This window comes from Thioalkalivibrio sp. ALJ24 (genome assembly GCF_000377785.1).
In the GTDB taxonomy this organism is placed as follows: domain Bacteria; phylum Pseudomonadota; class Gammaproteobacteria; order Ectothiorhodospirales; family Ectothiorhodospiraceae; genus Thioalkalivibrio.
This window is the reverse complement of the sequence record NZ_KB898724.1, coordinates 175791-200948: the sequence shown is the minus strand read 5'-3', so window position 1 is coordinate 200948 and position 25158 is coordinate 175791. Positions and strand designations below refer to the sequence as shown.

Sequence of the window (25158 nt, the reverse complement as noted above, 5' to 3'; positions counted from 1 at the left end):
TTCGGAAACGACAAGGCCCCGCACGCCACTCAGGCGTGCGGGGCCTTTTTCATCCCGGGGCGCGCGCAACGCTCAGAAGCGGTAGCCGATCGCGCCCTTCACCTGCCAGGAATCCGGATCCACCTCGACCCCGCCAAGCACGGTTTCATCTCCGTGGAAGGTCTGCGAATACTCGCCACGGAAGAACATGCGGTTGTCGAGCTGATACTCGACACCCGCGCCCCCGCGGCCACCCTCGAAGGTCTCGGAATCCGAACCAAGCCCTTCGGCGGACACCTTGGCCTTGGTGCCCTGGTAACCCAGCAGACCGTAGACCAGCAGGTCGTCGTTGAAGACCCGGCCGAGACGCAGGTTCACGCCATAGCTGTGCTTGACGTCCACGTCGTAATCCGTCCCGTTCCGGGTGGCCGAGTCGTCGGCCTGATCCAGCCAGAAGTCGAGCTCCACGCCCAGGTAATAGTCGTTCTCGGTGGTACCGGTACCGATCAGACCGCCGATGCCCACGTCGCTGTCCGACAGGGAGGGGCCGGGATCCACATCAAAATCGTAGTCCACGATCACCAGCTGGCCGCCGACGTATCCGCCGTGGAAGGTGTCGGCCTGGGCCGCGGACAGGCCTCCGGCCAGCATCAGGGCACCGCCCACGGCGGCCGCAATCTTGCCTTTCCCGAACATCAATCGTTCTCCTCGATATGGGAGGTGCCGGCACGCCCGCGCGACACCCCCGGTCCATCAACTTCTGACGATTCTCTCACACCAGACGAGGGTTTCGACAGTGCACCCGGACGAAACGGGTCACGGCCCGAACGGCTCGTTATAATGCCCGGCTTTCCCATCCATACCCCGAGCCCGGCCCGACCATGGACAAGAGCTTCGACCCCAAGAGCATCGAACAGGCCCAGTACGAACGCTGGGAGGCTGCGAACATCTTCGCGCCGCCGGAGACGGGCGAGGCGAACTACTGCATCCTGCTGCCGCCACCGAATGTGACCGGCACGCTCCACATGGGGCATGCGTTCCAGCACACGCTGATGGACACCCTGATCCGCTACCGGCGCATGCACGGCGACCGCACCCTGTGGCAGGGCGGTACCGACCATGCCGGGATCGCCACGCAGATGGTGGTCGAGCGCCAGCTGGCGGCGCAGGAAAAGACCCGCCACGACCTCGGGCGCGAGGAATTCGTGCGCGCTGTCTGGGACTGGAAGAACGAATCCGGCGGCACCATCACCCGCCAGATGCGCCGGCTGGGCGATTCGGTGGACTGGTCGCGCGAGCGCTTCACCATGGACGACGGCCTGTCCGAGGCGGTGCTCGAGGTCTTCGTGCGCCTGCATGAGGAAGGCCTGATCTACCGCGGCAAGCGCCTGGTCAACTGGGACCCGGTGCTGCACACCGCGCTGTCCGACCTGGAGGTGCTGTCGGAAGAGGAAAACGGCCACCTGTGGCACTTCCGCTATCCGCTGGCCGACGGCTCCGGGCACCTGACCGTGGCCACCACGCGACCGGAGACCATGCTGGGCGACACTGCCGTCGCGGTGCACCCGGAAGACGAACGCTACCGCGACCTGATCGGCAGGACGATCCGCCTGCCGCTGGTCGGGCGCGAGATCCCGATCATCGCCGACGACTACGTCGAGTCCGAGTTCGGCTCCGGCTGCGTGAAGATCACCCCGGCGCACGACTTCAACGACTACGCGATGGGTCAGCGCCACGACCTGCCGGTGATCAACATCCTGACCATCGACGCCTGCCTGAACGACAACGTGCCCGAGGCCTACCGCGGACTGGACCGCTATGAGGCCCGCAAGCGCGTGGTCGCCGATATGGATCACCTCGGCCTGCTGGAAAAGACCGAGGACCACCGCCTGATGGTCCCGCGCGGCGATCGCTCCGGCACCGTGGTCGAGCCCTACCTGACCGACCAGTGGTACGTGAAGGCCGGCCCGCTGGCCGAACCGGCGATCAAGGCGGTGGAGGACGGCCGCATCCGCTTCGTGCCGGAGAACTGGTCGAAGACCTACTTCGAGTGGATGCGCAACATCGAGGACTGGTGCATCTCGCGCCAGATCTGGTGGGGTCACCGCATCCCGGCCTGGTACGACCCGGACGGCAACGTCTACGTCGGGCGCTCCGAGGCCGAGGTGCGCGAGAAGCACGGCCTGGGCGCCGAGGTGGCGCTGGAACAGGACGAGGACGTCCTCGACACCTGGTTCAGCTCGGCCCTGTGGCCGTTCTCCACCCTCGGCTGGCCGGAGCAGACGCCGGAACTGCGCGACTTCTACCCGACCAGCGTGCTGGTCACCGGCTTCGACATCATCTTCTTCTGGGTCGCCCGCATGATCATGATGGGCGAGCACTTCATGGGCGACGTGCCGTTTCGCGAGGTGTACGTCACCGGCCTGATCCGCGATTCGGAAGGCCAGAAGATGTCCAAGTCCAAGGGCAACGTGATCGACCCGATTGACCTGATCGACGGCATCAGCGCCGACGACCTGGTGGCCAAGCGCACCCGGGGCCTGATGCAGCCGCAGATGGCGAAGAAGATCGAGAAGACCACGCGCAAGGCCTTCCCCGACGGCTTCCCCGCCTTCGGCACCGATGCCCTGCGCTTCACCCTGGCCGCCCTGGCCACCACCGGGCGCGACATCAAGTTCGACCTCGGCCGCATCGAGGGCTACCGCAACTTCTGCAACAAGCTGTGGAACGCCTCGCGCTTCGTGCTGATGAACGTCGAGGGCCACGACTGCACGGCCGCAGGGGACACCGCGGAACATCGCACCCTGGCCGATCGCTGGATCCTCGACCGCCTGGCCGAAACTGCCGCAACGGCCACGCAGCAGCTCGACGCCTACCGCTTCGACCTGGCCGCGCAGACGCTCTACGAGTTCACCTGGCACGACTACTGCGACTGGTATCTGGAGCTGACCAAGCCGGTGCTGAACGACGACGCCACGCCGGAGGCGGTCAAGCGTGCCACGCGCCATACGCTGGTCAGCGTGCTCGAGGCCCTGCTGCGTCTGCTGCACCCGGTGATCCCGTTCATCACCGAGGCGATCTGGACCAGTGTGAAGCCGCACGCCGGCATCAGCGACGACGTCGAGTTCCTGGTGCAGCGCCGCTGGCCGGCGCAGGACGGCTTCCCGAATGACGCCACCGCCACCGCCGAACTCGACTGGGTCAAGGACTTCATCACCGGGCTGCGCCGCATTCGCGCCGAGATGGACATCGCCCCGGGCAAGCCGCTGCCGGTGCTGGTGAAGAACTGGAGCGAGGCCGACCGGGAGCGCTACCAGCGCCACCACGCGCTGCTGGAATTCCTCGGCAAGCCCGAGGAGGTCACCTGGCTGGACGCCGGCGACGAGGCCCCGGAATCGGCGATGGCGCTGGTCGACGAGATGCAGCTGCTAATCCCGCTGGCCGGCCTGATCGACAAGGACGCCGAGCTCGCCCGCCTGGACAAGGAGATCGCCAAACTCGACAAGAACCTCGAGCAGAGCGAGAAACGCCTGTCCAACGAGAGCTTCGTCGACCGCGCCCCGGCCGAGGTCGTGCAGAAGGAGCGCGACCGCGTCGCCGAGATGCAGGCCACCCGCGAGCAGCTCGCCGCGCAACGCGAACGCATCCGGGCGATGTAACGCCGGCGCGGCACTGGCCGCCCGGCGTCGGCCCCCGGCCCTGATCGCTGCCGCGGGGCTCGGAGCCGGCACTGCGGAGTCTGCGACTTTGGCTGCCGCCGGTTACCCCCAGGCGGAGCCGACCCCGAACACCAGCGCGGCCACCACCAGCGCCAGCACCAGGCCGAACCAGGGGTTCGCGATATGCGGGTGGTCCGACCAGGCCCCGCGCTTGTAGCCGGTGATCATCGCGCCAATCAGGCGGATCCGCAGAATGAACTGATAGGTGAACACGGCCAGCACATGGACCCCGATCACGATCAGCAGCAGGTCGAAGTTGGCCTTGTGGGCCCGCGTCATCGCGCGTTCGACGTCGCGGCTGACGGAGTCGGCCAGTGGTCCCTTGTTGAAGATGTCGTCATTGGCGAACAGCCCGGTCACCGCCTGCACCAGCAGCAGCGCCAGCATCAGCAGGATCGCCCAGCCCCCCAGCGGGTTGTGCCCAAGGTATTCGGGGGCGGTGCCGCGCAGCCGGCCCCACGCGTAACGCGCGACCGTCACCGGCCCCGCCAGCCAGTTACTGAAACGCGCCGTCTCGCTGCCGACAAAACCCCACACGATGCGGAACAGCAGCAGCCCCAGCACGGTGTAGCCCAGCCACTTGTGCCACCGGAACAGCATGAATTCGGTGCTGGTGTACCACAGCCCCACCAGACACAGCAGCAGCCCCCAGTGGAACACCCGTGTCGGCCAGTCCCACACCTTCACCCGCAGGGCATCCGCGTTGCCACCGGTCATTCCGTTCATTCCTGGTCCTCGCGTTCATAGCCGGTCAGTTCCACGAAGCCGCGGCCCAGACGCTCGCCCTCCTCGTCACGGATGTCCACCGCGCCTTCCCAGTACGGAATGACCGTATCCATTTCCTGAGATTCCCGCACCGCCTCCACGCGGAAATGCCGGGGGGTGGCGCCATCCGGCGGCGTGACCGTCATCTCCCACACCACCGGGTAACGGTTCCCCGAAGGCATGCGCGCATGCCGCAGCGGTTCGAGCTCCACGTGCTCCGGGCGCAGCTCGTGATCCGGGGCATCGGCCGGCATCCAGCGGCCCTTCGAAAGCTCGTGGGGCGTGCCGTCCTCGCGCCGCAGCTGGTAGTACATCAGGTCGGTGCCGTCGTCGAACTGCAGGGCAAACCAGTTCCAGCCGATCTGGCCGTCGGACAGGGCCCCGCTGCTCCATTCGCGGTCCAGCCAGGCCTGCCCGGAAAGCGCCCGTTCCGCCCCGTCCGCACCACGCAGGGTGCCGCGCGCGGCGATCCGCGGGACCGAATAGTAGTACGACGCATTGCCCGGCTCCGGCCCCTTCTGGCTCAGCCCCGCCTCGCCCTGCAGCACCGGGGCGCGCTCCGGTTCCAGCTCCAGCTCCAGTTCGCGCCCGTCCACCGTGAACCGCAGGTCCCAGGTGTCGCCCGCCAGGCCGGCCAGCTGCCAGTCCTCCAGCCACACCCGGCCCACCGGCTCGCTGGCACCCGCCAGCCCGGCGGCATCCCGGGCGAAGCGCTCCTCCGAGGCGTGCCAGTCGCCCTCCACGTCGAGGATCGCGGCATGCGCCATCCACAGACGCGGCGTGGCCCAGGTCGACCCGTGAAAGGCCGGGTCGCCTTCCAGCTCCGGCGCCAGCGCCACCCGGAAGAAGGTGATGTGGAACCCGTGGCGGCCGCCGTCGGGGTCCTCCAGATTGCCGGTCAGATACCACCACTCGTTGCGAAACCCCGGATGCGGACCGTGATCCCGCGGGAACTCGAACACGCGCGGCTCCTCGGCCCGGCGAAAGCCCTCGAGATCCTCCTCGCCCAGGGCATCGGCGACCCGCAGCGCCGTCCCCTCTTCGTCGGACGCGGGTTCCGGCGGCTCCCCGCCACAGCCCGCCAGCCACGCACCCGACAGCAACAGCACAAGCAGCCCTGCTCGCAGCATGCCCCGCATCAGGTCACCTCCCGCAACGCCGGCAGCAGACGCATCCGGGCCATGCGCCAGGCCGGCCACAACGAGGCCAGCAGCGCGGCCACCAGCCCGACGGCCACGGTGCCCGCGACCTCACGCCCGGGCCAGCGCAGGTCCATGCCCCAGCCGAAGGCCTGACGGTTGATCACCTCGATCAGGATCCAGCCCATGCCCAGGCCCGCGGGGATCGCCGCCAGCACCGCGAACAACCCGAGCACCCCGCCCTGCAGCAGCACCAGCCCGTGCACGCCCCGCGGCTCCAGCCCCAGGCTGCGCAGCGTCGCGAACTCGCGGGCACGCTCCATCTGCAGGGCCATCAGGGCGCCGAGGATGGCGATGAAGGCGACCACCAGGGTGATGATCCGCAGCAGGTGGGTGACCGCGAAGGTGCGGTCGAAGATCGCCATGGATTCCTGTTCCAGCTCCGCCGGTCGGGTCACGATCGCCGCCGGATCGCGCTGCGCCAGCCACGCCTCCAGGCGCTCGACCGCGGCCTCCGGATCGACATCCGGCGGCAGCACCAGCCCGAACGAACCCACGCCCTCCGGCGCCGGCCCGTCCCGGGCATAGGCGCCGTGGGGGATCATCACGCGCCCCTGCGGGGTCGCGTAGTCGCGGTAGACCCCGGCCACCGTGAACGTACGACGCCCGCCCGGCACCGCCAGCTCGAGATCGTCACCGGCCTGCAGGTCGTGGTGGGCGGCGAAGGGTTCGGTCACCAGCACGGCGTCGCCGGCGGCCATACGGTCCGCCAGCCCGTCCCGGGGACCATCCACCTCCAGCAGCGGCAGGTGCTCCAGCCAGTCGGGGTGCGGCCGCACCACGAACAGCTCGACCCGGCCCGCGTCGCTGCCGGTCTCCACCGTGGTACCGGTACTCAGCGAGTCGGCCCCGGACTCGCTCAACAGCGGCCCGGCCCAGTCCTGCGGCAGCCGCGCCGCATCCCGAGCCGCGGCCGGGGCGACCGGAGTGACGTAGAGATCCGAGGTCAGGGCCTGTCCCAGCCACTGCTCCACGCTGCCGCGAAAGCTGCCCACCATCACCGAGACCGCGATGGTCGCGGCCAGCGCCAGGGTCAGGGCCGAAGCGGCCGGGCCGCTGCGCGACAGGCTGCGTTCGAGGCTGCGCAGCCCGATCCGCGGCAGGCTGCGACCGGCGCTGAGGGCGGCCAGTCCGCGCAGCGTCCAGCCCAGGACCCGGGGCAGCAGCAGCACGAAACCGGCGATCAGCAGGAACAGGCCGAAGAAGGCCCCCGGCAGCCCGGCCACGCCGGTGACCAGTACCCCGGCACCGGCGACCAGCAGGCCCAGGGACGTCACGGCCAGACGGTTCGCCCGCCGCCGTGCCCGCGCCTCGCCGGCCCCGGCTCCCTGCCCCGACGGCCCCGCGTGGCGGGCCGCCTCCAGCGCCGGGGCCAGCGCAGCCAGCAGCGCCACGCCCACCCCAACTGGCAGCACCGCCAGCAGGGCCAGCGGCCGGGGCGTGACCTGCGTGACCGCCGCGGCAAAGAAATGGTCGGTGACGGTCTGCGCCACCTGTGCGACCAGTGCCTGTGCCAGCGCGATCCCCGCCAGCGCCCCCAGCAGAGTCCCGATCAGTCCGACCAGCGCCGCCTCCAGCAGGACCACGGCGACGACCCGACCGCGCCCCGCCCCCAGCAGGCGCAGGCTGGACAGCAGCTCGCGCCGGCGCAGCACCGCGAAGGTCTGGGTGTTGTAGACCAGAAACGCCGCGATCAGCAGCGCCAGCAGGCTCATCGCCGTCAGGTTGATGCGAAACGCCCGTGCCAGCTCGCGCGAGGCCTGATCGCGCGCCCCGGACTCGACGATCTCCAGCTCCTCGGGGTTCACCCCCGCGGTCCCGGCGGCCTGTTCCAGCGCGCGTTCCATCGCCCGCTGCGCCTCGGCATCCTCCAGCCGCAGGTCGATGCGGTCGAGGCGCCCGTCGCGGCCCAGCAGGACCTGGGCGGTGGCGATATCGGTGACCCACACCCGCCCGTCGTCCTCGCCGGCCCCGTCGGCCTCGAGTACCCGCACCGCGTGGCGGCCACCGGCCGCCTGCAGTTCGATCCGGTCGCCATCCGCCGCATCCTGCTCCGCGAACCACTGGCGTGGCGGGAGCACCGTCCCGGGTTCGGTCAGGAGCCGCTGCACCGGCGCCGCGCCGATGTCCGAGGCGGCGCCGCGGAACGGCCCCTCGGCGAACGGATCCACGCCCAGCAGGTAGATACTGCGGCCGTCTTCCAGCCGCGCGGCGCCCTCCACCACCGGTGCGGTCTCCCGCTGGCCGGCGCTGCGCAGCTCCGCATACAGGGCCTCGGCAAAGCCCTCCGGCGGCCCCAGCACCTGGTGGGTGGCGGTGCCGGCCACGGTCTCCATGGAACGGTCGAAGGCGCGCTGCGCGGACTGATTGGCCAGATCCACCGCCAGCACCACGGCCACCGCGATCACCACCCCCAGCAGGGTCAGCACCCGCTGCAGGGGCCGGCGGCGCCAGTCGCGCATCCACGCCCGCCAGATCAGCCCCATGGCCGTCAGCCCTCCCGCAGAAGACCGTCGTGCATGGTGTGGATGCGGTCGAGGCGGCCGGCCAGTTCCGCGCTGTGGGTCACCAGCAGCAGGGCGCTGTCATGCGTGGCCACCTGCTCCAGCAGCAGCGAGAAGACCGACTCGCCGGTGACCGAATCGAGATTGCCGGTGGGTTCGTCGGCCAGGATCAGGGCCGGCTGGTGCACCAGCGCGCGGGCAATCGCCACGCGCTGCTGTTCCCCGCCGCTGAGGGCTTCGGGCAGGCGTCCGCCCAGCCCTTCCAGACCCACCGCCGCCAGCGCGGCGTCCGCACGCCGGCGACGCTCCGCCACCCGCGCCCGGCGGCCCGCAACGTCATCGGGGAGCCCGGCCAGCTCAAGGGCCAGCATCACATTCTCGCGCGCATCCAGGGTCGGGATCAGATGGAACGACTGGAACACGATGCCGGCGACCCGCCGGCGCAAACGCGTGCGGCCGGCCTCGTCCAGGCCACCCAGCGAGGTCCCGGCCAGCCGCACCTCGCCCCCGCCCGGGCGCTCCAGCCCCGCGGCCAGGTGCAGCAGGGTGGACTTGCCGGAACCGCTCTCGCCGACTATCGCCACCCGCTCCCCCGGCGCCAGCGTCAGATTCACCCCGCGCAGCACCGCCGTCTCCGGCGCGCCGGGATAGGCGAACGTCAGTGCGGCCACGTCCAGCACGGGATCCTGCGACGGGGCGACGGCGGCGGGCGACGACGAGGACATGTACGGCTCCATGACGGGCTTGGACCAGGGAAACACTGATCAATGTACACGCTCGCGTTGGCACGCCAAGTTTTCCGAGCCAAGGCGCGGTGCGCAGCCGGTAGTGGTTCTACCGGCAAGGGCCGCAACGCAGGATCGGGGAACCTGGCGTGCCAACCCCGAAGGGGCTCGGCCGCCTTTGCGCGCGCACGGCGTTGCGGTTCCCTTGTGCAGAATGACTGCACGGCGGTCGCCGCGCCTTGTTCGCACACAAAAGCGACTCGAGCGCGAGCGTGTACATTGATCAGTGTTTCCCTAGCGACCGGGCGCAGGCCGGAAGGTTCGCGCGAGTGCTCAAACCGGTGCAAGCATCGCACGCAAGCACTTGAGTGACACTGAGGATCCGTTAGAATAAAGGGACTTTCCACAAGGGATCGCATGATGAAACGCCGAACACGCTGTCGATCTATCGTCGCCCGGCCGTAAGCACTGCGCACCCTTTTCCGCCGCTGCCGCCGGGCCTCATGACACCAGAGCGCCGGGAGGCGGCCGGATCCTGCGATCTGCCCCGTCCTGGAAATCCGAATACGACGGTCCCTCGTCGTCACCGCGCCGCGGGCCGGTGAACCGCCATCGACCGCCGGGAGCAGGACATGGAACACAACCTCGAACAGTCCATCATCGAGCTGCGCGAACTGGTCCGGCTGGACGACCGCGCCGGCCTCGACGAGCTGCTGGACTACATGCGCGTGCAGGACATCGCGCATGCTCTGATGGAACTCCCCGCCGAGGAGATCGCCCCGGTCTTCAACCGGCTGCACCCCGGACGCAAGGCCGATGTCTTCGCCTATCTCGACATCCCCTTCCAGCAGCAGCTGCTGGGCGCGTCGTCGCGCGAGGACGCGCGCTTTCTGCTCTCCGAGATGGAGACCGACGACCTCACCGCGCTGCTGCAGACCCTGGACGCCGAACGCCTGCGCGAGTACCTGCGCCTGCTGCCGTTCCGCGCCATCCGCCGTGCCCTGAAGCAGCTCAACTACCCCGAGGCCTCGGTCGGGCGGGTGATGTCGCCGTCGGTGGTCGCGGTGGACCCGGACTGGACGCTCAAGCGCGCGCTGGCTCACATCCGTCGTACCGGCGACGAGCACTCCAGCAACGTGATCTTCGTGGTCGACGACGACCGCACCCTGCTGGCCGCCATCCCCATCCGCCGGTTCCTGCGCGCCGAGCCCGACAGCCCGGTGCGCAGCCTGATCGACGACGAGTCGCCCTTTACGGTGCAGGTGGACGCCGACCGCGTCGAGGCCGCACGGCGCATCCAGCACTACGACATCGAAAGCCTGCCGGTGGTGGGCGACAACGGTGAGCTGCTGGGCGTGGTCACGGTGGACGACGTCATGGACGTGATCGAGGCCGAGTCCACCGAGGATTTCCACAAGCTGGGTTCGGTGGGCAACCTCCCGCTGAGCCCGCGTCAGGCCAGCCCGTTCCTGCTGTATCGCAAGCGGATCGGCTGGCTGCTGGGCCTGGTGGCGTTCAACACCCTCGGCGCGCTGATGATCTCGCAGTACGAGGAGGCCATCGAGGCGGTGGCGGTGCTGGTGTTCTTCCTGCCGCTGATCATCGACTCCGGCGGTAACGCCGGGGCGCAGAGCTCCACCCTGATGGTGCGCGCGATGGCCATCGGCGAGGTCACCACGCGCGACTGGCTGCGCCTGTGGGCCAAGGAACTGGGCGTGGCCACCGGCATCGGCGTCAGCATGGGGATCGCGGTATCGCTGCTGGGCCTTTGGCGCGGCGGCATGGAGATCGCGGTGCTGGTGGCGGTCGCCATGACCCTGATCGTGGCCTTCGCCAGCATGGTCGGCATGCTGCTGCCGGTGATCCTGCGCAGCCTCAAGCTCGACCCCGCGACCGCCAGCGTACCGCTGGTCACCGCCATCGCCGACCTTGGCGGCATCGCCATCTATTTCTCGCTGGCCGTGGCCATGCTCGGCCTTGCCACGCCGGCCTGAGGGGAATCCGCATGAGTCCGACCGATCACGACATCGACAACCTCCCCGACACCCTGCGCACCGCCCTGGAGCAGGGCTCCGACGGCCCGCTGAACGCGATCTGCAACGCGCATGCGGCGCCCGACCTGTCGGACGCGCTGGAGACCCTGCCCGAGGATCAGGCGGTCGCCTTCTTCCAGCGTCTGGAGCCGGCCTGCGCCGCGCCGGTGTACGCGCACCTGGAGCCCGATCATCAGTCCCGGGTGCTGGCCGCGCTGGACGAGCAGCAGGCCGCGGACCTGGTCGCCGCCCTCTCGCTGGACGACGCCGTGGCGGTGATCGACAGCCTGGGCGACGAGCATGCCGACTCCCTGATGGAGACCCTCCCGGCGGAGAGCCAGGAGGCGGTGGGCTCGCTGCTGGCCTATCCGGAAGAAAGCGCCGGGCGCGTGATGACCCCGGAGTACGTCACCGTGCAGCCCGAATGGACGGTGAGCGAGGCCATGGAACATCTGCGCGCCCACCACGAGGTGGCGGAGACCGTGAACACGGTGTTCGTGACCACCGCCGCCGGCGAACTGCTGGCCTGGGTGCGGCTGAAGGACCTGCTGCTGGCGCGCGCCTCCGCGCGCGTCGGCGACCTGATGCACACCGACGTCGCCAGCATCACCGCCGAGGAGGACCGCGAGGAGGCGGCCCACCGCATCAGCCACTACGACCTCAACGTGCTGCCGGTGGTCGACGACGAGGGCCACATGCTGGGTATCATCACCGTCGACGACGTGATGGACGTACTGCGCGCGGAGACCACCGAGGACTTCCACCGCATGGCCGCGGTGGGCGACGTGGTGCTGTCGCTGCGCGACGCGAGCATGGGCCTGCTGTACCGCAAGCGCATCGGCTGGCTGCTGATCCTGGTGGCGGTCAACATCTTCGCCGGGCTGGCGATCGCCCGCTACGAGGCGGCCATCGAGGCGGTGGTCGCGCTGGTCTTCTTCCTGCCGATGGTGATCGCCACCGGCGGCAACACCGGCTCGCAGGCGGCGACCCTGGTGGTGCGCTCGCTGGCGGTCAATGATGTCCGATTGCGCGACGCCTGGCGCCTGGGCGGCAAGGAACTGCTGGTCTCGACCGCGCTGGGCGTGACCCTGGCGGCCGCCATCTGGCTCTCCGGAAACTGGCTGGGCTCGCTGGAGGTCGCCAACGCCATCGCCCTGGGCATGTTCCTGGTCGTGGTGTTCGGCGCGATGTTCGGCATGCTCCTGCCTTTCGGCCTGACCGCCCTGCGGCTGGACCCGGCGGTGGCCAGCGCGCCGCTGATCACCTCGGTGGTCGACATCGGCGGGATCCTGATCTATTTCGGCGTGGCCGTGGCCGTGCTGGGCCTGTAACGGGCGTCACCGCCGCACAAGCACCCGCGCGGCCTGCGGCGGCTCGGCAGGCCCGCGCGACTGCGTTAGACTCGGCACCCGATCCGGCCCGACCCAGCACGCGAGTAGATCAGCATGAGCACCAGCCCCGTCCGGCACCGCACCGTCCCCGTCCGCGTCGGCCCCGTGGCCGTGGGCGGCGAGCATCCCGTGGTGGTCCAGTCGATGACCAACACCGACACCGCCGACGCCCTGCGCACCGCGGTCCAGGTGGCCGAACTGGCACGCGCCGGCTCGGAGATCGTGCGCATCACGGTCAACTCCGCCGACGCCGCGAAGGCCGTACCGGAAATCCGCGAGCGGCTCGACGCGATGGGCCTGGACGTGCCGCTGGTGGGCGACTTCCACTTCAACGGCCACAAGCTGCTGACCGAATACCCCGAATGCGCCGAGGCCCTGGCCAAGCTGCGCATCAACCCGGGCAACGTCGGCCGCGGCTCGAAGCGCGACGCGCAGTACCAGGCGATGATCGAGACCGCCATCCGCTTCGACCGGCCGGTCCGCATCGGCGTGAACTGGGGCAGCCTCGACCAGGAACTGCTGGCGCGCATGATGGACCAGAACGCACAGCGCCCGGAGCCGCTGGAACCGCAGGCAGTGATGGAGCAGGCACTGATCACCTCGGCGCTGGAGAATGCCGCCGAGGCCGAACGCATCGGCCTGCCACATGACCGCATCATCCTGTCGGCCAAGGTCAGTGGCGTGCAGCCACTGATCCGGGTCTACCAGGACCTCGCTGCGCGCTGCGACTACCCCCTGCACCTGGGTCTGACCGAGGCCGGCATGGGGGCCAAGGGGATCGTCGCCTCCACCGCCGCGCTGTCCGTCCTGCTGCAGCAGGGCATCGGCGATACCATCCGCATCTCGCTGACCCCGGAACCCGGCGGTGACCGCACGCAGGAGGTCAGCGTCGCGCAGGAGATCCTGCAGAGCATGGGCCTGCGCAGCTTCCTGCCCTCGGTGGTGGCCTGCCCTGGCTGCGGCCGCACCTCCAGCGAGTACTTCCAGCACCTGGCGCAGGACATCCAGAGCTACATCCGCCAGCAGATGCCGAACTGGCGCCAGCACTACCCCGGGGTCGAGGAGATGACCGTCGCGGTGATGGGCTGCGTGGTCAACGGCCCGGGCGAGAGCAAGCACGCCGACATCGGGATCTCCCTGCCCGGCACCGGAGAGCAGCCGGTCGCACCGGTCTACGAGGACGGCGAGAAGACCGTGACCCTCAAGGGCGAGCATATTGCCGAGGAGTTCCAGGCCCGCGTCGAAGCCTACATCGAACGCCGCTACGGACAGGCCGGATGAGCGCGAGCGCCGCACACGACCCGCAACTGCTGCAACGCGTGCAGGCCCTGTTCGAGGATCCGCGCATTCAGGGCTGCAACTGGCAGCCGCGGCTGTTCTGGTATCCGGCCGACGACGGTTCCGCTTACGGGCCGCCACGGGTGGACCCCCGCGAGCTGGAGGTGTTCCTGTCGACGGTGGCGGGCGAGGCCTCGCAGTATCTCGACGCGCTGGAGGCCGACCATCCCGGACGCGGACGCTTCCTCGCCGCCAACGCCCGGCGTCACGAACTCCCGCTGTTCACCCGCGCCTGTGCCCCGCTTACTCCTCCGGTCCGTCGGCGGCGCAGACCCGGTTACGGCCCTCGGCCTTGGCCCGGTAGAGCTGCTCGTCGGCCCGCGCGACCACCCGCAGCGCCGAGCGCCGCGGCTTGCACAGCAGGCTGGCGACCCCGAGGCTGGCGGTCACATGGTCCGCCACCGCGGAGGCGGGGTGAGGAATCGCCAGCTCGGTGATTGCCCGACGCACCCGTTCAGCCACCTCGGCGGCATTCCCCAGCGCGGTGTCCGGCAGGATACAGCCGAATTCCTCCCCACCGTAGCGGGCCGCGAGATCCGCGGAACGCGACACGGTCTCGTCCAGCACCCGGGCCACCTCGCGCAGGCAGTCATCGCCGCGCACGTGCCCGAGGCTGTCGTTGAAGGGCTTGAAGTAGTCGATATCCATCAGGATCACCGAGAGCTCGCCCCCGGTGCGCGCCAGGCGCGCATTCTCGCGTTCCAGGGTGTCCTCGAACTGGCGGCGGTTGGCCAGACCGGTGAGCCCGTCGGTGACCGCCATGCGGGTCAGCTGGTCACGGGCCCGCTTCAGTTCGATCTGGTGCTGGACCCGCAGGCGCACCACCGGCGGGTTGATCGGCTTGTTCACGTAGTCGACGGCGCCCAGCTCCAGGCCCCGGGCCTCGCCCTCGTTGTCACCGACACCGGTGATGAAGATCACCGGGATGTTCGCAGTCGCGCGTTCGGATTTCAGCCACTCGCAGACCTGAAAACCGTCGGTCCCGGGCATCATCACGTCCAGCAGGATCACGTCCGGCCGGGCGGAGGCAGCCAGTTCCATGGCCTTCTCGCCATTGGTCGCGAACAGCACCTCGTGCTGGTCCTCGAAGACCCCGGCCAGCAGTTCGATGTTGGCCGGCTCGTCATCCACCACCAGGATGCGGGCCCGATGCGCACCGGTCATGGTGACTCTCCCGCGTGTTCCAGCAGCCGGTCCAGGACCGCCAGCGCATGGTCGAAATCGAGTTCTTCAATCCGGGTCTCCATTTCCCGCACGGTATCATCCAGCCCGTGACCGAGCAGTTCCGCGCGAAGCTCGCGGAAGCGTGCCCGAGCCCGCAGGTTGTTGCCCTCGATCAGCTCTCTCAGTCCGCGCAGATCCTCGATCGGCAGCGCGCCCGCCGCGGCCGGCACCGGGCCGGCCGCAGGCTTGTCAGCGGCGTCACGGGTCTCCTCGACGAGGCTGCGCGCGGCGTCCAGCGCCGGGGCCAGGGCGGCCTCCAGATCGGACAGTCGCGCCCGCGCGCTTGCCTCGTCCCTCTGCGCGAGGCTCAGCTCGATCGCTTCCGCACAGTGCCGCACCTCCTGCAGCTCCAGTGATCCCGCCACCCCCTTGAGTGAATGGGCCAGGCGGTGGGCCTCCTCGCGCCGGCCTTCATCCAGCAGGGTGGCCAGCTCTGCCGCCACGTCGCTGTAACGCTGCTCCAGGCTCAGTATCATGCGCCGCAGCAGCGACGCCTTCCCGTTGCAGCGAGCCAGGGCAGCCGGCAGGTCGAACGGCGGCAATTCGTCCGGCAGTTCATCCTCCCTGCCACCGGCAGTTGGCGCGGGGGCTGCCGCATCCCCGGCGACGTCGGCCGTGGCGGGTGCCGCCGGCTTGCCAGGCTCCGGTTGCACGGGCTCTGATCCGGCATTCGCCCCGCCGGACGTGCCATCACGGGCCACCCAGCTCGCCAGGGTCCGCGCCAGCGCTGCCGGGTCGATCGGCTTGGCCACATGGTCATTCATCCCCGCATCCAGGCTCTTCTCGCGGTCGCCCGCCATCGCGTGGGCAGTCATCGCGATCACCGGGAGTTCCTGCAGCCGTGGATCCTCGCGCAGCTTGCGGGTCGCGGTCAGGCCGTCCATCTCGGGCATCTGGATGTCCATCAGCACCGCATCGAAGCGGCCCTCCTGCACCGCGTCCAGCACCTCGCGCCCGTTCTCCACGGTGGTCACACGGCAGCCCTGATCCTGCAGCAGTTCCACCGCCAGATCGCGGTTGATCGCATTGTCCTCGGCAAGCAGGATGCGCACACCGTCCAGCCGCGGCAGCTCGGCGGAGGTGCCGGGGGCGGCCTCGCGAATCTGGTCGTGCCCGTCATCCACCTGCAGCAATTCCAGCATGGTGTCATGCAGCGTGGACTCGGTGACCGGCTTCAGCAGCACGCCGTCCACGGTCTCCTCGGCCTGCTGCAGGACCTCGTCGCGGCCGAAACCGGTGACCATCAGCACCGACGGCACCTGGCGCTTGCGTTCGGTGTTGATGGCCTGCGCGACCTCCAGACCGTCCATGCCCGGCATGCGCCAGTCGGTCAGCACCATGTCGTAATGGCTCCCCTGCTCCAGCGCCCGGTCCAGCAGCTGCAGGGCCTGCGGCCCGGACTCGGCGGTGTCCGCCTCGATCCCGAGGTCGCGCAGCATGGCCGCGAGGGTCTCGCGCGCGGTATCGGAATCGTCCACCACCAGCACCCGGTGCCCGCGCAGCGAGCGCGAGGCCCTTGCCTGCCTGGTCTGCACCGGTTCGCTCTCCACTGGCAGGCGCACGCTGAAGCTGAAGGTCGAACCCTCGCCGGGCGTGCTCTCGACCCCGATCTCGCCGCCCATCATCTCCACCAGCTGACGGCTGATCGCCAGTCCCAGTCCGGTACCTTCCTGGCGCCGGGTCACCGAGGCATCCAGCTGGGTGAAGGAGCGGAACAGCCGGCCCGCCTCCTCCTCGCTCATGCCCGGCCCGGTGTCCCGCACCGAGAAGCGCAGGGTCACGAACCCGCCATCGATGGCCTCGGCGGAGACGTGCACCACCACCTCGCCGCGTTCGGTGAACTTCACCGCGTTGCCCACCAGGTTGGTCAGGACCTGCCCCAGCCGCAGCGCATCCCCGCGCAGGTTCCGCGGCGTCCCGGGGGCAACATGGTGGACCAGCTCCAGGCCCTTCTCCTCGGCGCGGTGACCGACCACGTCGGTGACCCCGTGCAGCACGCTGTCGAGGTGGAAGGGCTGGTCTTCCAGTTCCAGCTTGCCGGCCTCGATCTTGGAGAAATCGAGGATGTCGTTGATCAGTCCCAGCAGCCGCTGGGCCGCATTGTCGATCTTGTCCAGGTAGTTGCGCTGGCGCGGGGTCAGTTCGGTCCGCCGGGCGAGGTGACTCATGCCGATGATCGCGTTCATCGGCGTGCGGATCTCGTGGCTCATGTTGGCCAGAAACTCGCTCTTCGCTCGGGTGGCGCTCTCCGCCTCTTCGCGTGCGAGCTTCATCTCGTTCTCCAGCTCACGGCGTACCCGCACCAGCCGGTTGAGGATCAGCGCGGTACCGCCCCCCACCAGGACCACGGCCACCACGGTCCACAGGGCAAACTGCCACAGCAGATCGCGCAGCGGCTCGGTCACCGCCGCGCGGTCCAGGCTCAGGACCTGATACCAGTCGGTCCCGGAGATGGGCGTGGCGTGCAGCAGGCGTTTTTCCCCGTCCATCACCACTTCGCGCAGCTCGCCCTCGTAGGCCGGGTCGAGCGGATCAAACCCGCCGCTTTCCTCGATGACATCCACCAGCGGCTGCAGCACGCGCGAGGAATCCGGGTGCGCGACCACCATGCCGTCTTCGTCGACCAGCACCGTGTATCCGTCCCAGCGCAGGTCAAGGCCGGCCACGCTGGCAGCCACCTCCTGCAGGCCGATATCGCCGGCCGCCACCCCGTGCAGCTCGCCGGTGTCGCGGTAAACCGGCACGCCCATGGAGATGATCAGCCGGTCCTGCGCGGCATCCTCGAAGGGGGCGGTGATGTACAGACCATCGTTCAGCAGCGCACCCTCGTACCAGGGGCGCGTGCGCGGATCGAAGTCCGCCGGAAGGCTGGCGTCGGGGTCGGACATGATCATCGCGCCCTGCTGATCGCCGACGTAGGTGAGGTCCACGTCGCCCATTCGCTCGAACTGCTGCAGCACGGGCAGAGGGTCACGTCCCACCGGGATCTCGTGGGCCATGCCCTCGATCAGACGCGCATTGCTGGAGAACCAGTGGGAGACGTACAGCGCAGTCGATTCGGAGGTGGAGGTCACCTCCGAGCGCACAGCGTCGCGGGTCTCGCCCTCCAGCATCTGGTAGGCCACCGTCGCGAGCACCGCGCCCAGCAGCACGATGGCCGCAAGTACCAGTACCAGCAGGCGGAGATGAAACGTCTGGAACGAACTCGAGCTCTGGTCACCTGCGGTCATCGGCTGGTCCCGGGATCGGCGCCCTCGGGCGAGGGCAGGACCGGACCCCACGGGCCCGGCGAAGCTCCATCAGGGTTTCCCTCCCCGGGGTAACCGGGGGTCCCCTGCGGCCCGCGGATCACGCCGGCTTGCGGAAGGCGACCTGCTTCCAGTAGCCGAACAGGCTGGCCGGTTCCACTGCCTCCGGCTCGCAGCCGGTGAGCGACACGAAGTGATCCAGCTCCATGTCGGGACGAAAGCCGACCGCACGCGACAGCGGCCGCAGGCTGCGCTCCACCCCGCGCAGAAACCACTGGCGCGAGGCGAAATGATTCACCAGCAGGATCCGGCCGCCGGGCCGGCAGACGCGCCACATCTCCGCGAACATGCGGTCGGGGTTGGGCACCACCGAGGCGACGTACATCCCGACCACCGCATCGAAGCTGTCGTCGCGAAAACCGAGTGCTTCGGCGTCCATCTCCGCGACCCCGCGTACCCCGGGCAGACCGCCGTTGATGCGTTCCTGAGCGACCTGCAGCATCTCGCGCGAGACGTCGATCCCGACCAGGTCGACCCCCTCGGGGTATTCCGGAAACGAAATGCCGGTTCCGACCCCGACCTCGAGGACCCTTTTGCCCTCCAGCGGCGCGAGGGTCTTTTGCGCACTGTGCCGCCCGGTGGCGAACACCCGCCCGAAGGTCGCGTCATAGTGCCGCGCGTAGCGCCGATAGCTCTTGCGAATGCTGACCAGATCCATGCCTGTCGTCCCCGAGAGAAGTCGGGACCCGGCCCGGGGCCGGGCCCGTCGTCCCGTCCTCAGGCGTCTTCTTCGACCGCCTTCATGCTCAGCCGGATGCGGCCCTGCTTGTCGACCTCCAGCACACGCACGGTGACCGAGTCGCCCTCGGACAGGAAATCGCTGACGTTCTCCACGCGCTCGTCGGAGATCTGCGAGATGTGCACCAGACCATCGCGGCCGGGCAGGATCGACACGAAGGCGCCGAAATCCATGATCTTGGCCACCTTGCCGGTGTACTGGCGACCCACCTCGATGTCGGCGGTCAGCTCCTCGATACGACGCTTCGCCTCGTTACCGGCGGCGGCATCGGTGGAGGCGATCTTGACCGTGCCATCATCGCCGATGTCGATGGTCGTGCCAGTCTCCTCGGTCAGGGTGCGGATGGTCGCGCCGCCCTTGCCGATCACGTCGCGAATCTTGTCCGGGTTGATCTTCATGGTGATGAAGCGCGGCGCGTGCTCGGACATCTCCTCGCGATGGGAGTCCAGCTCGGCGTTCATGCAGCCGAGGATGTGCAGACGGCCTTCACGCGCCTGCTCCAGCGCCTTTTCCATGATCTCGCGGGTGATCCCGTCAATCTTGATGTCCATCTGCAGCGCGGTCACCCCGTCCGAGGTCCCGGCGACCTTGAAATCCATGTCGCCCAGGTGGTCCTCGTCACCGAGGATGTCCGAGAGCACGGCGAAACGGTCGTCCTCCTTGATCAGGCCCATGGCGATGCCCGCAACCGGCGCCTTCAGCGGCACGCCGGCGTCCATCAACGCCAGCGAGGTGCCGCACACCGAGGCCATGGAACTGGAGCCGTTCGACTCGGTGATCTCGGAAACCACGCGCACCACGTAGGGGAAGTCCTCGTCGTTCGGCATCACCGCGGCCACGCCGCGCTTGGCGAGCCGGCCGTGGCCGATCTCGCGACGCTTGGGCGAGCCGACGAAACCGGTCTCCCCGGTGCAGTACGGCGGGAAGTTGTAATGCAGCATGAAGCGGTCGCGGCGCTCGCCCTCGATCGCGTCGATCACCTGGGCATCGCGGTCGGTGCCCAGGGTCGCCACCACCATCGCCTGGGTCTCGCCCCGGGTGAACAGCGACGAGCCATGGGCCCGCGGCAGGATGCCGGTCTTCACGTCGATCGTGCGCACGGTCTTCGTGTCGCGGCCATCGATACGCGGGTGGCCATCGAGGATGCGATCGCGCACCAGGCGGTATTCCAGATCGTGAAGGGCGGTCTTGACCGCGTCGGCATCCGGTCCGGATTCATCATCACTCGCCAGGGAATCGACCAGGCGGTTGCGCAGTTCGCTCAGGCGCTGGCTGCGGGTCTGCTTGTCGGCGATCTGGTAGATCTCGGTCAGCTCGTCGCGCGCGGCGGCGGCCACGCGGTCTTCCACCGACGCATCGCTCTCCGGCGGCTGCCAGTCCCAGGCCGGCTCGCCGGCCTCGGCGGCCAGCTCGTTGATCGCGCGGATCGCGGTCTGCATCTGTTCGTGGCCGTACATCACCGCGCCCAGCATGGTCTCCTCGGACAGCTCGCTGGCCTCGGACTCCACCATCAGCACCGCGTTCTCGGTACCGGCCACGACCAGGTTCAGCTCCGATTCCTCCAGCGCGCTGAAGCTCGGGTTCAGCAGATACTCGCCGGCACGGTAGCCGACGCGGGCGGCGCCGATGGGGCCGCCGAAGGGAACACCCGACAGCGCCAGCGCGGCCGACGCACCCAGCATCGCCGGAACGTCCGGATCCACTTCGGGGTTGATCGACACCACCGTGGCGATCACCTGGGTCTCGTTCTTGAAGCCCTCGGGAAACAGCGGCCGGATCGGACGATCGATCAGGCGCGAGGTCAGGGTTTCCTTCTCGCTCGGGCGCCCTTCACGCTTGAAGAAGCCGCCGGGGATCTTGCCTGCGGCGTAGGTGCGTTCCTGGTAGTTGACGGTCAGGGGGAAGAAGTCGCGCCCCGGGTCGGCCTCCTTGCGGGCGACCACGGTGACCAGAACCACGGTCTCGGCCATGTTGACCAGCACCGCGCCGCTGGCCTGGCGGGCAATGTCTCCGGTTTCGAGCGTGACGGTGTGATTTCCGTACTGGAACGACTTCTTGTATGACACGTGATTTCCCGTTTCCCGTTGATTCCCTGATGCGATCCGCCGGCCACCACGCAGGCGGCCAGCGGATCCCTGAAACAGACGGGCCCGCACCGGTGGCGCGGGCCCGAGGGGGCGGAGCCTAGCGGCGAAGCCCCAGTTCCTTCACGATCGACTGATAGCGTTCGACGTCCTTTCGCTTGAGATAGGACAGCAGCTTGCGCCGCTGGCTGACCATCTTCAGCAGGCCGCGCCGGGAATGGTGGTCCTGCTTGTGCTTGTCGAAGTGGCCCATCAGATGCTGGATACGCGCCGTCAGGAGGGCGATCTGCACCTCGGGCGATCCGGTATCACTGGCATCGCGCTTGTGCTTCTCGACGATGGCCGATTTCTCTTCGGTGGTGAGCGACATGTAAGGCTGTCTCCTGATTCCTGAACCGTCTGTCTGAGTGGCCAGTGGCGCTGGCGAACAGGGCGCACATGTTAGCACGCCCCCGGGAGCATGAACAGCGGGAGACCGCTACATACCCGACCGCCACGTTGTGATGTAATGTGGGGCGCATCGCCTCCGGACAGGGAAGGTCATGACCACGCAGGAAACCCGGCGACTTCAGGCCCGAATCCTGCTGCTGTCGCTGACAGTGCTGGTACTGGTGGGCCTGATCGCGGCCGGGCTCACCGCCCACGCCTACTACCAGCAGGCGCGTGACCGCGCCGACCTGGCGCAGCAGTCGGCACTGCAGAACCACGGGCTGGCGGTGGCACAGTACTTCGACCGCCTCGAGGACATCGCATGGCAGGTCGCCAGCCGCAGCCGCATCCGCGACGAGCTGGCCGCCTACAACCGTGGCGAGGTGGACCGGGAGACCCTGCGGGAATTCACCCACGACAAGCTGGAGGATGCACTGCGCCCCTCGGGAGCGGCCGGCATCATCCGCCTAGATGCCGAGGGAAGCAAGGTCCTGTCGGTGGGCGAGACCACTCCGGACGCCATCTACTGGCCGGATGTGGAACCAGGAATGCGCGAGACCCGGCTGCGCGACCATCTGGCCTGGCAAAGTCGGGCCTACGTGATGATCGCGGTGCCGATCCTGTCGCGTGATGATGAATGGCTGGGTGCGGACATCCTGGTGTTCCCCGCCGAGGCCCTGGGCAGCGTGATGGAGGGAGTCGCCGAAGGTCGCAACGGGGCCTATCTCGAGGGTCCCGAAGGCGTCGTCCTGCGGGTCGACGATATCACCTGGAGCCTGATGCCCACCGGCGCCGGCGAGCCCGTCGCACCGGCGCTGCAGCTGGCCCGGGGAGGCACTGCCGCACTGCAGCGCGGCGATAACGAGGTGGTGTTCTCCGCCCCGGTCCGCGAGGACTGGGGCCTGGCCGTCGCGCTGCCTGCCGACGAGCTCTACGAAGGGATGGCGGTCCACCTCGCCCTGCCGGTGGCCCTGGTGCTTGGCATGGCCCTGCTGTCGGGGCTGGGCCTCGTCGGGGTGATCCGCCCGCTTTCACGCCAGGTGGTCGCGCAGTCGGAGGCCCTGGAACAGGCCGCGGAGGAACAGGAAGACCTGCTGGAATATGCCAGCGGCTTCGTCTATCGCTTCGACCGCTCGGGCCGCGCGCGCTACGTATCAGCGGGCGTCGAGCGCGTCCTCGGCCGCAGCATGGACCGCCTGCCGGAAGGAACCCTGCGCGCCCTAGTGGAACCCTTCCTGCCCTATCTCGAGGGCACCGCGGTGCCCATCGACGGCGGCGACGATGCCGACCTGCCCCCGGCGCGCACCGAAGTCCTGGACGCGGACGGCCATCGGGTAATGCTGGAACTCAATGCCCGGGTGCGCTACGACGGCGACCGGGTGGTGGACATCTTCGGAGTCGCGCGCGACGTCACCAGCCGCGAGGAGGCCCACCGCCGGGTCACTCACCTGGCCAATTATGACCCGCTGACCGAGCTGCCGAACCGGACCCAGCTGGATGAGCGCCTGGCCCGCGCGATCGAACGCTGCCGCCAGCATGAAGAGCGACTGGCGGTGCTGTTCGTCGACCTCGACGGTTTCAAGTACGTCAACGACAGCCTTGGCCACCACCGCGGCGACGAACTGCTGGAGGCAGTGGCCGGCCGCCTGCTGGACGCGGTGGATCCGCACTCCACCATCGCCCGCCACGGCGGCGACGAGTTCGTGGTCCTGAGCGAACGCATCCATGCGACTACCGAGGCCGAAGCCGTGGCCCACGGCCTCCTGCGCGCGCTGGACGCCCCGTTCCACGTGGCCGGACAGGAGCTCTTCATCGGTGCCAGCATCGGCATCAGCGTGTTCCCGGACGACGCGGCCACACCGGACATGCTGATCCGCAACGCGGACTCCGCGATGTACCGGGCCAAGGCCCGTGGCCGCAACAACGTGCAGATCTACACCGCCGATCTCACCGAGGCCAGCCACCGGCGACTGGCGATCGAGGCCGGCCTGCGCCGGGCGATCGAGGGTGACGAGCTCGAGGTCGTGTACCAGCCGCAATGGGACCTGCCCGGCGAGTCGCTGACCGGGGCCGAGGCGCTGGTCCGCTGGCGTCATCCGGAGTTCGGCATGATCAGCCCGGCGGAATTCATCTCGGTGGCGGAGGAAAACGGCACCATCGGCCTGCTGGGGCGCTGGGTCCTGCGCGAGGCCGTGCGCCGCGCCTGCGAGTGGGGCCCGGAACGTCTCGGGCGCATCGGCGTGAACGTCTCCGGGCACCAGATCCTGTTCGGGAACATCGTCGGTGACGTGCGCGAGGTACTGGCAGAGAGCGATCTGCCGCCGTGGCGTCTGGAACTCGAGATCACCGAAGGCTTCCTGATCGACCACGCCGAGCGCGGCATCGAGGTGCTGGAGGAGCTGCGGGCGATGGGCGTGCAGCTGGCCATCGACGACTTCGGCACCGGTTACTCCTCGCTCAGCTACCTCAAGCGCCTGCCGGTGCAGCGCCTGAAGGTGGACGGCTCCTTCGTCCGGGGGGCCGACAACGACGCGGCCGACGCCGCGCTGACCGCCTCGGTGATCGCGATGGGCCACAAGCTCGGTCTGGAGGTCATCGCCGAAGGCGTGGAGACCGGGACCCAGCTCCGGATGCTCATCGACGAAGGCTGCGACCAGGCCCAGGGGTATTATCTGGCGCGCCCGATATCCGGGGAGCAGCTGGCCGGGGTGATCGACAACCCGGTGCCGCTCTACCGCCAGTCGGGCCCGGTCAGTCGGGGATGAACAGCCGCCGCGGACGGATAACCCCGTCCGCGCCCTGCAGGCCAACACCGAGGAAGCGTCCCTGCGCATCGTGCATGCGCACCAGCATCCCCGGTGGCTCCTCCGCACCGGGTTCCGGCGAGCGCCCGGCGACGCGGGCCGCCACCGTCTCCGCCGGCGCCGGGTTGCCATGCCGCAGGGCCGCGGCTCCGGCATCGTTCACCCGCACCCCCGGCCAGTCGGCCAGCGCGGCCTCGGCCGGCAGCAGGCAGGCCTCGATGGCCGCGGCCCCGCCCTGTTCGAAGCGTTCCTCCAGGGCCTCCCGGGTCCACATCGCGGACGCGTCGAACACCCCGTGGCCGGTGCGGCGCAGCTCTTCCACCGCCGCCCCGCAGCCCAGGGCGCGGCCGATGTCGGCCACCAGCGAACGGATGTAGGTACCCTTGGAACAGTGCACCTCGAGATGCAGGCGATCCTCGCCCCGCGGCTCGATGTGCAGCGAATGGACCTGCACCGGTCGCGGCGGGCGTTCGACTTCCACACCCTCGCGCGCCAGTTCGTACAGCCGCCGCCCGTCCTGCTTCAGCGCGGAGACCATCGGCGGCACCTGTTCCAGCGCACCGCTGAACTCGCGTTCCAGGCGCGCCAGATCCTCGGGGGCAAGCGTCGGCACCGGAGCCTCGCTCAGCACGCGGCCGTCCATGTCGGCGGAGTCGGTCTCCACCCCCAGACGCGCCAGCGCGGTGTAGCGCTTGTCGGCGTCCAGCAGCCAGCCGGAGACCTTGGTGGCCTGACCGAAACACAACGGGAGAAGGCCGGTCGCGCGCGGATCCAGTGCACCGGTGTGCCCGGCCTTACGCGCGCCCAGCAGATATTTCACCCGCCCCAGCGCCTGACTGGAGCTGAGGCCCTGCGGCTTGTCGAGCAGCAGGATGCCGTCGACGTTGCGACCCTTCCTGCGTGCCACGGGTCGGTCC

The 25158-nt window shown here is 69.1% G+C and carries 16 protein-coding genes and 1 pseudogene; 6 read left to right on the top strand and 11 right to left on the bottom strand.

Annotated elements, in window-relative coordinates; all coding sequences use genetic code 11:
- Positions 1-72: 72 nt before the first annotated feature.
- Positions 73-675: an outer membrane protein gene (locus tag D571_RS0100910; RefSeq protein ID WP_018934794.1), complete on the bottom strand. Its 603-nt coding sequence runs from the start codon at positions 673-675 to the stop codon at positions 73-75.
- Positions 676-860: 185 nt separating this feature from the next.
- On the opposite strand from D571_RS0100910, the gene D571_RS0100905 reads away from it, so the two are divergent.
- A complete protein-coding gene (locus D571_RS0100905; protein ID WP_018934793.1) occupies positions 861-3638 on the top strand; it encodes a valine--tRNA ligase in 2778 nt (925 codons plus the stop codon).
- A gap of 102 nt (positions 3639-3740) precedes the next feature.
- Here D571_RS0100905 and D571_RS0100900 read toward each other — a convergent pair whose 3' ends face one another.
- From D571_RS0100900 to D571_RS0100885, 4 genes are read right to left on the bottom strand one after another with little or no spacing between them, the layout of a single operon-like run.
- A complete protein-coding gene (locus D571_RS0100900) occupies positions 3741-4415 on the bottom strand; it encodes a cytochrome b/b6 domain-containing protein (RefSeq protein WP_018934792.1) in 675 nt (224 codons plus the stop codon).
- 5 nt (positions 4416-4420) lie between these two features.
- Positions 4421-5602 (bottom strand): lipocalin-like domain-containing protein, encoded by a 1182-nt coding sequence (locus tag D571_RS0100895; protein ID WP_018934791.1) that lies wholly within the window; start codon positions 5600-5602, stop codon positions 4421-4423.
- Positions 5602-8148: an ABC transporter permease gene (locus D571_RS0100890; RefSeq protein ID WP_018934790.1), complete on the bottom strand. Its 2547-nt coding sequence runs from the start codon at positions 8146-8148 to the stop codon at positions 5602-5604. The genes D571_RS0100895 and D571_RS0100890 overlap by 1 nt, the downstream gene beginning before the upstream one ends.
- Before the next feature lie 5 nt (positions 8149-8153).
- On the bottom strand, positions 8154-8837 hold the full coding sequence (locus D571_RS0100885; RefSeq protein ID WP_026287465.1) for an ABC transporter ATP-binding protein: 684 nt from the start codon (positions 8835-8837) through the stop codon (positions 8154-8156).
- 686 nt (positions 8838-9523) lie between these two features.
- On the opposite strand from D571_RS0100885, the gene mgtE (D571_RS0100880) reads away from it, so the two are divergent.
- The 4 genes and pseudogenes from mgtE (D571_RS0100880) to D571_RS14520 all read left to right on the top strand — a co-directional run.
- Complete coding sequence (gene mgtE, locus D571_RS0100880) at positions 9524-10885, top strand: magnesium transporter (protein WP_018934788.1); 1362 nt, start codon at positions 9524-9526, stop codon at positions 10883-10885.
- 11 nt (positions 10886-10896) lie between these two features.
- Entirely contained in the window at positions 10897-12255 is a 1359-nt protein-coding gene (gene mgtE / locus D571_RS0100875; protein WP_018934787.1) for a magnesium transporter, read from the top strand.
- Positions 12256-12369: 114 nt separating this feature from the next.
- Positions 12370-13596: a flavodoxin-dependent (E)-4-hydroxy-3-methylbut-2-enyl-diphosphate synthase gene (ispG, locus tag D571_RS0100870; protein ID WP_018934786.1), complete on the top strand. Its 1227-nt coding sequence runs from the start codon at positions 12370-12372 to the stop codon at positions 13594-13596.
- Positions 13593-13883 (top strand): annotated as a pseudogene (locus tag D571_RS14520) (hypothetical protein); the annotation flags it as partial. The gene ispG and the pseudogene D571_RS14520, both read left to right, overlap by 4 nt.
- 13 nt (positions 13884-13896) lie before the next feature.
- On the opposite strand, the gene D571_RS0100865 reads toward D571_RS14520, so the two are convergent.
- The 5 genes from D571_RS0100865 to rpsO all read right to left on the bottom strand — a co-directional run bounded on the left by D571_RS0100865 (position 13897) and on the right by rpsO (position 21378).
- On the bottom strand, positions 13897-14817 hold the full coding sequence (locus tag D571_RS0100865; RefSeq protein WP_018934785.1) for a diguanylate cyclase: 921 nt from the start codon (positions 14815-14817) through the stop codon (positions 13897-13899).
- Complete coding sequence (locus D571_RS0100860) at positions 14814-18107, bottom strand: response regulator (RefSeq protein ID WP_018934784.1); 3294 nt, start codon at positions 18105-18107, stop codon at positions 14814-14816. Before D571_RS0100860 ends, D571_RS0100865 begins: the two co-directional genes overlap by 4 nt.
- A 118-nt stretch (positions 18108-18225) precedes the next feature.
- Positions 18226-18843, bottom strand: coding sequence for a class I SAM-dependent methyltransferase (locus D571_RS0100855; protein ID WP_018934783.1), 618 nt, complete (start codon positions 18841-18843; stop codon positions 18226-18228).
- 59 nt (positions 18844-18902) lie between these two features.
- On the bottom strand, positions 18903-20990 hold the full coding sequence (gene pnp, locus D571_RS0100850; protein ID WP_018934782.1) for a polyribonucleotide nucleotidyltransferase: 2088 nt from the start codon (positions 20988-20990) through the stop codon (positions 18903-18905).
- Between the two features lie 118 nt (positions 20991-21108).
- On the bottom strand, positions 21109-21378 hold the full coding sequence (gene rpsO, locus D571_RS0100845) for a 30S ribosomal protein S15 (RefSeq protein WP_018934781.1): 270 nt from the start codon (positions 21376-21378) through the stop codon (positions 21109-21111).
- Between the two features lie 172 nt (positions 21379-21550).
- Between rpsO and D571_RS0100840 the strand changes: the two genes are divergently transcribed.
- The gene (locus tag D571_RS0100840) at positions 21551-24202 is read left to right on the top strand and encodes an EAL domain-containing protein (protein ID WP_018934780.1); all 2652 of its coding nucleotides are present in this window, start codon (positions 21551-21553) and stop codon (positions 24200-24202) included.
- On the opposite strand, the gene truB is transcribed toward D571_RS0100840, so the two are convergent.
- Positions 24189-25148 carry a tRNA pseudouridine(55) synthase TruB gene (truB, locus tag D571_RS0100835; protein WP_018934779.1) on the bottom strand — a complete coding sequence of 320 codons (960 nt, stop codon included), beginning with the start codon at positions 25146-25148 and terminating at the stop codon, positions 24189-24191. The two genes, D571_RS0100840 and truB, sit on opposite strands and share 14 nt — an antisense overlap.
- Positions 25149-25158: the final 10 nt, after the last annotated feature.